Raw genomic sequence first — 2,532 nt, 5'->3', positions numbered from 1 at the left:
TCCGCGTGCGACACGAAGTCGCTCCTCACAAGTGGACGACCTACGAGAGGAAGGAAGTCATCATGTAGATCGTCCCGGACAAGTGTCCAAGGTCCGTCCCCACGCTCGCATGCGTCGCTGGCAACGGCGGGGTGTGAAGCCGAGCGGGTCAAGCCCAAGAAGCAACCTGTGCCATCAGGGCGCAACAGGCGAAGGGGAATGACTGACCGGGCTAATGCAAATGAACCCTTGATGACGCCTCGTTACTTTCAGGCCGCACATATGGCATGAATTGGCGGTTTTAGGGCCTTGCGCGGAAGAGCGCAGTGCGACCTCCTTGGTGCGGATCAAGGAGGCTGGACACCGCAGGCCCCCGGGGTTAAGAGGGAGCCCTATCCAGTCGCATCTTGAAGGAGCGGAACGTGGAAACCCCGTTGGAGTCCGGACGCTTTCCGGTAAGCCGGAGGTAACGATGGCCCAACTCTCCAGCGGGACAGGATGATTCGAGAAGCGAAGGCCGACAGGACGAAAGTCCAGAGGAAGAAGACAGAGCTCCTCAGCTCTGTCTCATAACTCGTCGGATACGGGACCTGTGCCCGGCCCAAAAGGGAGCCCACGCGGATCAGGTAGGCCCGTGAGGACAAGCAGCAAAGAAGCCTGAACCCAAGGACAAGTTGGATGCCGGAGGAAGCTGCAGTGTCAACAATCTCTGTGGCAGGGTCACTTCCACTGGCGAACGGACCGAGGGACTACGCACAGGAATGGCACAGCATCGACTGGGCCACCGCTGAGGCGTCAGTACGGCGACTTAGGCAGCGAATCTTCAAAGCAGCAAAGGATGGGGACCTCAAGAAGGTCCGAAACTTGCAAAAGCTCATGTTGCGCTCCCACTCGAACACGCTGGTTAGCGTCAAGAGGGTGACGCAGCAGAGCCAAGGTCGCCGAACGGCCGGGATCGATCAGGAAACCGCTCTCACGCCACGCGAGCGGGGGACGGTGGCAAGCTCAATCGCCTCCGAGAGGAACCCTGGGTGTGCCCGGCCAGTGCGGCGCGTGTATATCTCCAAGGCCAATGGAAAGCAGCGTCCACTAGGAATTCCGGTCATGCGTGACCGAATTCGACAGGCCCGTGTGAAGAATGCGCTGGAACCTGAGTGGGAAGCTCGGTCCGATCAGCGGAGCTACGGCTTCCGCCCAGGCCGGGGCTGCCATGACGCAATCGAGCAAATCTTCAACACCACAGCCAGGAAGCAGGCAAGCCGACTGTGGGTGCTCGATGCCGACTTGACAGCGGCATTCGACCGCATCTCACATGACCACCTGATGAACGGCCTCGGATCATTCCCCGCGAGGGATGCCATCCGAGGGTGGCTGAAAGCGGGAGTGATGGAATGCGGACGGTTCGCGCCGACAGAGGAGGGAACTCCACAGGGCGGCGTGATCAGCCCTTTGCTATTGAACATCGCTCTGCACGGAATGGAAGCAGCAGCGGGATGCTTCAACGATAGGAGCGGGGAAAGAACCCGTATGGAAGCTCCCGTCTTTGTCCGCTATGCCGACGATTTCGCTGTGCTCTGCCACAGCGAGGCGGAGGCGTATCGCGTCAAGGAGAAGTTGTCGCTCTGGCTGAGCCCGAGAGGACTCTCCTTCAACGAAGGTAAGACGTCTGTCGTCCACCTCGAAGAAGGCTTTGATTTTCTCGGGTTCAATGTCAGACGCTACAACGGAAAGCTTCTAATCAAGCCGAGCAGACAGGCCATCAAGAGGATCCGGGAGCGACTCCGCAACGAGATGATCTCTCTTCGGGGATCCAACGCTGCGGCAGTCATCAGGAAGCTCAATCCGATCATCAGGGGATGGGCCACCTACTACCGGACGGTGGTGTCCAAGAAGACTTTCGGAGACTTGGACGATTACGTGTGGAAGCTCACTCAGAAGTGGGCCAAGCACACACACCCGAGAAAGCCGAGGTGCTGGTATATCCCCAAGTACTTCGGCCGGTTCAACGCCACCAGGCATGACAACTGGGTGTTCGGTGACCGTGAGACCGGTTACTACGTCTACAAGTTTGCCTGGACCCGTATTCAGAGGCACGTCATGGTCAAGGGGAGGAACTCCCCTGACGATCCGTCCCTCGAAGAGTTCTGGGCGAGCCGCCGGCGCAAGAATCTGCCAGAGACGTTCGACAAGATGTCGATCAATCTGGCTGCCCGTCAAAAGGGGGTCTGTCCGCTGTGCCAACAGCCACTAATCTCTGGTGCCGAGTATGAACCGGACAGCCCACGTGAGTGGGCGGCTTGGTTCTCGGCGTCGATGAAGCCGCTGCACAAGCATCACTTCATCTACCGGCGGGACGGTGGTTCGGATAACCGAAATAATCTCCGCCTCGTACACGCCGATTGTCACCGTCAGCAGCATGCTGGTGACCATCGAAGGGCCGCAAGTTGACCGTCCCAAGCGACTCTTGGGGCCCGCTTGAGCCGGATGCGGGGACGACCCGCACGTCCGGTTCTGAGGGGGCCGGGGTACGGCAACGTACCCCGGCTACCCGAC

The 2,532-nt window shown here is 59.5% G+C and carries 1 protein-coding gene; it reads left to right on the top strand.

Annotation, left to right across the window (positions count from 1 at the left end):
* The first annotated feature begins 657 nt into the window (after positions 1-657).
* Complete coding sequence (gene ltrA / locus AB0D14_RS44840) at positions 658-2,427, top strand: group II intron reverse transcriptase/maturase (RefSeq protein WP_362791272.1); 1,770 nt, start codon at positions 658-660, stop codon at positions 2,425-2,427.
* Positions 2,428-2,532 lie beyond the last annotated feature (105 nt).

The sequence above is a fragment of the Streptomyces sp. NPDC048484 genome (assembly GCF_040651415.1).
Classification (GTDB): Bacteria; Actinomycetota; Actinomycetes; order Streptomycetales; family Streptomycetaceae; genus Streptomyces.
The sequence above is the reverse complement of the archived record's forward strand: the minus strand, read 5'-3'. Positions and strand labels throughout refer to the sequence as shown.